At 74.3% G+C, this 7,496-nt stretch carries 7 protein-coding genes; 2 read left to right on the forward strand and 5 right to left on the reverse strand.

Annotated features, from left to right (window positions below):
• Positions 1-14: 14 nt before the first annotated feature.
• Positions 15-989 carry a zinc-binding dehydrogenase gene (locus BEP24_RS09970; RefSeq protein WP_065962915.1) on the forward strand — a complete coding sequence of 325 codons (975 nt, stop codon included), beginning with the start codon at positions 15-17 and terminating at the stop codon, positions 987-989.
• Between the two features lie 75 nt (positions 990-1,064).
• Here the strand turns inward: BEP24_RS09970 and BEP24_RS09975 are convergent, their stop codons facing one another.
• From BEP24_RS09975 to BEP24_RS09995, 5 genes are all read right to left on the reverse strand, one after another.
• Complete coding sequence (locus BEP24_RS09975) at positions 1,065-2,867, reverse strand: chloride channel protein (protein WP_216093129.1); 1,803 nt, start codon at positions 2,865-2,867, stop codon at positions 1,065-1,067.
• Between the two features lie 46 nt (positions 2,868-2,913).
• Entirely contained in the window at positions 2,914-3,378 is a 465-nt protein-coding gene (locus BEP24_RS09980; RefSeq protein ID WP_065962897.1) for a MarR family transcriptional regulator, read from the reverse strand.
• Between the two features lie 20 nt (positions 3,379-3,398).
• Positions 3,399-4,103, reverse strand: coding sequence for a DUF4396 domain-containing protein (locus BEP24_RS09985; RefSeq protein WP_216093130.1), 705 nt, complete (start codon positions 4,101-4,103; stop codon positions 3,399-3,401).
• Between the two features lies 1 nt (position 4,104).
• Positions 4,105-5,568, reverse strand: a complete 1,464-nt coding sequence (locus tag BEP24_RS09990) for a sugar porter family MFS transporter (protein ID WP_065962900.1) — start codon at positions 5,566-5,568, stop codon at positions 4,105-4,107.
• Between the two features lie 175 nt (positions 5,569-5,743).
• Positions 5,744-6,250 carry a hypothetical protein gene (locus BEP24_RS09995; protein ID WP_065962902.1) on the reverse strand — a complete coding sequence of 169 codons (507 nt, stop codon included), beginning with the start codon at positions 6,248-6,250 and terminating at the stop codon, positions 5,744-5,746.
• A gap of 153 nt (positions 6,251-6,403) precedes the next feature.
• Here BEP24_RS09995 and BEP24_RS10000 point away from each other — a divergent pair, with 153 nt between their 5' ends.
• Positions 6,404-7,309, forward strand: coding sequence for a LysM domain-containing protein (locus BEP24_RS10000; protein WP_141693423.1), 906 nt, complete (start codon positions 6,404-6,406; stop codon positions 7,307-7,309).
• Positions 7,310-7,496 lie beyond the last annotated feature (187 nt).

Consider the following 7,496-nt stretch of genomic DNA (forward strand, 5'->3'; position numbering starts at 1 on the left):
GCACCCCCACCACCATGCGCGCCGTCGTGCACCCGGAGTTCGGCGAGCCCGCCGACGTCCTGACCGTCGAGCAGCGCCCCGTCCCGACGCCCGGCCCCGGCCAGGTGCTCGTCCGCACGGTCCTCTCCCCGATCCACAACCACGACCTGTGGACCATCCGCGGCACGTACGGCTTCAAGCCCGAGCTGCCCGCCGCGAGCGGCACCGAGGCGCTCGGCGTCGTCGAGGCCCTCGGTGACGGCGTCGACCGCCTGCAGGTCGGCCAGCGCGTCGCCGGCGGCACCTTCGGCGTCTGGGCCGAGTACTACGTCGCCGACGCCGCGGGGCTCGTCCCGGTGCCCGACGCGATGGACGACGAGTCCGCCGCACAGCTCGTCTCGATGCCGTTCAGCGCGATCAGCCTGCTGCACTCGCTCGACCTGCACGAGGGTGACTGGATCATCCAGAACGCCGCGAACGGTGCGGTCGGCCGCATGGTCGCCCAGCTCGGCAAGGCCCGCGGCATCAACGTCGTCGGCCTCGTCCGTCGCGCCGAGGGCGTCGAGGAGCTCCGCGCCCAGGGCATCGACCGGATCGTCGCCACCGACGCGGACGACTGGAAGGACCAGGTCGCGGCCATCACCGGCGGCGCCCCGATCGCCGCGGGCGTCGAGTCCGTCGGCGGCAAGGCCGCCGGTGACATCGCCTCGGTGCTGGGCGAGGACGCCACGCTCGTCGTGTTCGGCGCGATGGCGTCCCCCACGCTCGAGATCCCGTCGGGCAAGGTCATCTTCGGCCAGCTCACGGTCAAGGGCTTCTGGGGCGCGGTCGTCAGCAAGACGATGCCGGGCGAGCTGAAGGGCCAGCTCTTCGGCGAGCTCATCAGCCGCGTGCTCGACGGCTCGCTGACGCTCCCCGTCTCCGAGACCTTCGTCTTCGAGGACGCCCGCGACGCGGCGCGTGCCAGCGACACCGCCGGCCGCGTCGGCAAGGTGCTCCTGCGCCCGTAGCGCGACCTGCGTCCGCGGACGCACCAGCAGACGGACGGGAGGCCCGTGGCGACACCGCCACGGGCCTCCCGTCCGTCACGGGGCCGGCGCCAGTGCCCGCAGCGCGTCCGTGACACCCAACCACCCGACCGGCCGACCGTCGGCGTCCACGACCGGCACCCCGGTCGCGCCGTCGGCGTCGACCACCCGCTCGACGACGTCGGCCAGGCGCGCGTCCGCGGGGACGGCGGTCACGTCGGCCAGGACGTCCCCGACGACACGGCGCCCGAACCCCTCGTCGGCGAGCAGCGCGTCCCCCACCGACCGTGCCGTCACCACGCCGGCGAGCCGCCCGTCCTCGTCGACGACGGCCAGCGCCCCGAGGCCCGTCGACCCGAGCAGGTCGAGCGCCTCGGCGGCGGCCGTCGACGGCGTCGTGACCGGACCGACGGGCCGGACCGCGTCCCCCGCCGACGGGCCGGTCCCGGCAGCGTCGGTCGGCAGGGGTGCCGAGTCGGTCAGGTCGACCCCGCGACGGCTGAGCTTGAGGGTGTAGATCGTGTCCCGCGAGAGCGCCCTGGACACGGCGGTCGCGATGACGATCGCCACGAACAGCGGGAGGACGAGCGCGTAGTCGCCGGTGAGCTCGAACAGCATGATCCCGGCCGTGATCGGCGCCCGCGTCGAACCGGCGAACACCGCGCCCATGCCGACGACCGCGAAGGCACCGACCTGGCCGTGCATCCCGGGCACCACGGACGCGACGACCTCGCCGAACGCGGCGCCGGTCATCGCACCGACGAAGAGCGAGGGAGCGAACACCCCGCCGGACCCCCCGATGCCGAGCGTCAGCGAGGTCGCGAGCACCTTGCCGACGACGAGCACCGCGAGGAAGCCGAGCGCGTACCGACCGGCGACCCCGTCCTCGAGCACCGGGTACCCCACCCCGTACATCTGCGGCAGCACCAGGAGCAGCGCCCCGAGCAGCAGCCCGCCGACCACGGGCCGGAGCCACTCCGGCCCCCTCGTCGCCCGCCAGAGCACGTCGCAGGCGTCCTCCACCAGGTAGAGCACGCGGGTGAAGCCGATGCCGACCGCACCCGCGAACAGGCCGAGGACGGCGAAGAGCAGGTACTCCGGCGGCGTCACGGCCCCGATCGTCGGCAGGTGCAGGAACGCCGTGTCCCCGAACGCCGCGCGACCGATGAGCGCCGCGGTGACGCTCGCGACGGCGACCGCGCCGAACGACGTGGGTGTGAAGTCGCGGAGCAGGAGCTCGAGCGCGAAGAACACCCCGGCGACCGGGGCGTTGAACGTCGCGGAGATGCCACCCGCAGCACCGCACGCCACGAGGGTGCGCAACCGCCCCTCGGGCATCCGCATCCACCGTCCGATCGTCGACCCGAGCGCCGAGCCGATCTGGATGATCGGGCCCTCGCGCCCGACGGAGCCGCCGGACCCGATGCAGATCGCGCTCGCGAGGGCCTTCACGACGGCGACCCCACCGCGGATGCGACCACCGCTCCGAGCGATCGCGAACATCACCTCGGGGACGCCGTGCCCGCGGGCCTCCCGGGCGAAGCGCTGGATGAGCGGCCCGTAGAGCAGGCCACCGACCGCGGGGGCGAGGACGACGAAGCCGGCGCCGAGCCCCGGGACCCACGGGTTGGCCGGGTGACCGGTGGTCGCCGAGTAGTCGACGTGGCCGCTGAACAGGAGCGTCGCGTGCTCGATCAGCCAGCGGAAGACCACGGCCGCGAGTCCCGCGCCGGCGCCGACGACGAGTGCCGGGAGGGCGAGGCGGAGCGCCGCGGAGCCGAACCGCGTGCCGGCGAGCCGGACGTGTGCGTGGACGGCCGGGATGCGGGCAGGGACGGTCTTCCGAACGATTGCATGCACACAACCATTGTACGCATACAACTCTTGGTCACCCGAGGACCGTGGATCACCCGCCGAAGGCCGAGACCTCCTCCGGTGTCGGCTCCCCCATCGCCCGACGGAACGCCGCCATCCCCGCCACGGCGACCTCCCGGTCCTGCTCGGGCATCCCGGCGACGATCGCCTCGAGTTCGGTGCGGCGCCGTGCGGAGACCTCGTCCACGAGGGCGTGCCCCCGCTCGGTGGCGGCGATGCGCACCTCGCGGCGACTGTCGGCGCTCGGGCGTCGCTCCACCCAACCGCCCGTGACGAGCCGGTCGACGTTCCGGGTCAGGGTCGAGGGACCGACCGCGAGCCGCTCGGCCAGTTCACCAGCGCGTGTCGGCCCGAGGGTCGCGACGAGCACGATGAGCCGGAACTGCGGCACGCTGACGTCCTCGAGCGCGGGTGCCAGGGACCGGGCGACGACCCCGAGGAGGCCGCGGGAAGCGGCGAGGACCTCGTCGATCCCGTGATCAGCGTGTTCCGACATGGGTCCATCCTCCCAGGCGGTCACATCGCCTCCTTGAGCCCCCGCCGCACCAGGAGTGCGTTCACCGGGTACGAGCACACGAAGCCGGCGACCATCGCGAGCTGCATCGCGACCCAGAACTCGGGCGTCAGCACCCCGACCCGGCCGCCGAACGCCGCCGGGAACACCACGAACTGCCACAGCGCCATCAGCCCGTACATGCCGACCTGCCACGCGGTGATGCTGAGGGTGTCGGCCTTGAGCGCGGCGACCAACCCGTCCCGCAGCCCGAGCCCGCGCATCGGGGCGATCGACCAGTACTGGAACGCGATCCCGACCACGAAGGCGACGACGAAGTCGAGGATCCACCCGGCGAAGACCGCGTCCCGGTACAGCGTGCCGAGCCCGACGAGCGCACCGAGACCGGGGAACGCCACGAGACCGAACTCACCGACCAGGTCGCCGAGCGCACAGCCCGCCCCGCAGTGGCTCGTGTCGATCGCCGTCCCCGCGAGCCGACCGTGCCCGTCGACGGTCGCCCGACCCCGACGCAGGTAGAACACGAGCCACACCACGCTGCCGAACAGCATGGTGAGCGGCCACACGAACGCCATGACGCGCATGTGCGGCGGGTGCCGGACGACGTCCACGGTCACGACGAGCGCGCACGCGACCGCCAGGATGAGCAGGCCAATGCAGACCGCCGTGAGCAGCGGCGGCAGGGCCGTCACGGTGAGGCCGTCCACGTCAGCGTCCCGCGCCGGTCGACCCGTCCGCCGCGTGGGCGCTCCTCTGGGGTACGGTGCCGACCTGCTCGAGGGAGCGACCGCGGGTCTCCGGCACGGCACGCCAGATGAAGACCAGCGCGAGCAGCCCGACGGCGGCGAAGCCGAAGAAGGTGCCCGTGATGCCGGCCGCCGCGACGACCGAGGGGAACACCAGCCCGATGCACGCGTTCGCGGTCCAGAGGCACGCGACCGCGATCCCCATGCCGAGCGCGCGGATGCGGCCGGGGAAGACCTCGGACAGCACGACCCACGTCGCGACGTTGAGGAACGTCTGCATCGACCCGACGAACGCGACGACGAGCGCCAGGATCACCCACGGCCGTGCCGGGTCCCCGGGCGCGAGCACGAGCGACGCGGTGCCGATGAGCAGGTGGCAGACCGTCGTCAGCGCGTAGCCGACGATCAGGGTCGTCCGCCGGTCGATGCGCTCCATGTTCCGCAGCGCGACCAGCCCGCCGATGACCGCGATCACGCCGGGCACGACGTTCACGACGAGCGCGGTCGACCGGGTGAAGCCGGACTCCACCAGGACGGCCTGGCCGTAGTACATGATCGAGTTGATCCCGGTGAGCTGCTGGGCGACGCCGATCCCCGCGCCGACCAGGACGATCCGGACGAGTCGTCGGTCGCCGAGCAGGGCACGCCAGCCCCGTGCTGCCGACGGGCCGGTCGTCGCGGCGGCGCGCACGATCTCGTCGAGCTCGGCGGCGGCACGCTCGGGCGACCGGACCGCGGCGAGGACCGTGTACGCCTCGTCGGTGCGGCCCCGCGCGGCGAGCCAGCGCGGCGACTCCGGCACGCGCAGCATGCCGACGAACAGGGCGACGGCGGGCAGGGCGCAGACCGCGAGCATGACGCGCCAGACCCCGTCGCCCTCGCCCCACAGCGTGCCGATCACGGCGTTGACGACGAAGGCGGCGAGCTGGCCGATCACGATCATCAGCTCGTTGCGCCCGGACAGGGACCCGCGGAACTCGTACGGGGCGACCTCGGCGAGGAACACCGGCACGACCGTCGACGCGCCGCCGACCGCCAGGCCGAGCAGCACCCGGCCGACGACCATGACGCCGAGGGCCGGTGCCGCGACGCACACCACGGTGCCGACGAAGAACACGACCGCGAGCAGCGTGATCGTCGGGCGTCGTCCCCAGCCGTCCGCGACCCGTCCGCCGAGGGCCGCGCCGACGACCGCGCCGAAGAGCAGCGAGCTCGTCACGACGCCCTCCGTGGTGGGGGTCAGCCCGAGTTCCTGGCTCATCGGCAGGAGTGCACCGTTGACCACGCCGGTGTCGTAGCCGAACAGCAGGCCGCCGAGGGTCGCGACGAGGGCCACCACGCCGAGTCGGCGACGGTGCGGGCCGGAGCCCACCGGGGGCAGGGGGACGGTGCCGGTGGGTCGCCCGGTCGCTTCGGTGCTGGTCATCGGTCCCAGTCTGCTCCGTGTCGGGGGCTGCTCCGTGCCGGGGTCGGCGCCGTGTCCGCGGGGCGCGAGGTGCCGACGGTCCGCTCCGTGTCGGGGCCCCGCCCGTTCCGGGGTCCGGCCCGTTCCGGGGTCCGGCCCGTTCCGAGGTCCGGCCCGTGGGGTCGGCGCGCGCCGGTCAGTCCTCGGCGGGCCCGTCGCCGAGGACGTCGCCCAGCGAGGCCATCCCGGCCCCGTGGTCGGTGTAGCGGCGGACCGTCCGTCGTGCCGCGGCGCTCGCGGCTCCGGACAGCGCGGGGTTCCGGCGGGCGGCATCGGCGACGCGACCGGCGTGGCCCGCGGTCGACAGGAGCACGTTCGCGAGTGCGCGGGCATCGCCCTGGTCGGGCACACCGGCGACGGCCCAGGCGCTGCGGAGCTGCTCGTCGGGTGAGACCCCGCGCCGGGTGCCCATGCGGTGCCAGTCGGACAGCGCGCCCTCGGTGCGGGTGGCGGCCCGCTCGACCTCGCCCGCACGGCGCCGGTCGACCGCACGCGCTGCGTCGGCGGCTGCGTCCTCGGCCCCGGGCTCCCGCGACGCGACGGCGTCGGCCCGCTGTCGTGCCGCGGTGTCGTCGCCGCCGCCCTCGGCGATGCGGGCGGCGTGCGCTGCGGCTGCTGCGGCGAGGATCTCGTGACGGTCCATGCCTCGACGCTAGCCGCTCGGACCGACACCCCGGCACCGGCGGCGGATCCGGCGCACGGCCCCGTTCCTCCACAGGGCGTCGCCGCGACCCAGTCCGTCCACAGGGCGTCGCCGCGGCGCTGCGGGCCGGTTACGCTCGACCCGAGGGGGAACATGAACAACCGCACCGCCGTCGTCGGCCTGGTCGTGCTGGCAGCCGTGACGCTGTCCGGCTGCTCGCTGCTCCGTGGGTCAGACGGTGCGATCCCGGCACCGACGTCCCGCAGCAGCACCGCGTCGGCCTCCCCGACCGCAGACCCGACGCCGGACGCCGAGTCCGACGAGGACCTGCTGTCCGCTTCCGCGTCGCCCCGCACGCCCACGCCGGAACCGTCCGAGGCGGCGGCCCCCGCGCCCGTGCTGACCCCGATCCCGGCCGGCACGGTGCTCACCGAGAGCGACGTGGCATCGCCCAAGGGCAGCATCCACTTCCACGTCCGGGTCGTCGCGGACGGTGACGACACCTTCACGGCGCAGTTCTCCGGCTTCACGTCGACGCTGCCGGTCCCGGTCGCGGTCGGCTTCTTCGAGCGGGCCAGACAGGTCGGCGACGGCCTGACCTACCCCGGTGTCGGCACGCACGTCCTCGGCGGTCCCACCAGCGGCCCGCAGTCCGTCGCGGTGCCGCTCGACGGTTCCGGCGTCGACCCGTCCGGCCTCGGCACGCTCGTGGTGTCCTCGGCGGCCGCCGCCGGGCAGGACGTCCCGGTCGAGATCGCAGCCGGCAAGGTCCTGGCCGTCGCATCGCTGCGCTGGTCGGTCCCGGCACGCCAGACGAACGTGCACCCGGTCGACGGCGGCGCACGCGCGAACGCTTCCGGCCCGGTCACCGCGACCACGGCGAGCGGTGCCCCGCGGTCCTACACGGTGGCGTCGGGCGACCTCATCGGGGACGTCGCGGCGCGCTTCGGCATCACGGTGACCGACCTGGTCTGGCTCAACGAGGGCGTCCAGGTGTTCGGGCAGGACCAGTACCTGTACGAGGGAACGACGCTCAACCTCGACCCGCTCGGGCGCTGAGGCGCGGGGTCCAGGCCGCGCCGTCCAGGCCGCGCGGTTAGGCCGCGCCGTCCACGCCGCGCGGCCGGGTCGCGCGGCCGGGTCGCGCGGCCTGGACCCCGCGCCTCAGCGCCCGAGCGGGTCGAGGTTGAGCGTCGTTCCCTCGTACAGGTACTGGTCCTGCCCGAACACCTGGACGCCCTCGTTG

The sequence above is a fragment of the Curtobacterium sp. UCD-KPL2560 genome, assembly GCF_001705035.1.
In the GTDB taxonomy this organism is placed as follows: Bacteria; Actinomycetota; Actinomycetes; order Actinomycetales; family Microbacteriaceae; genus Curtobacterium.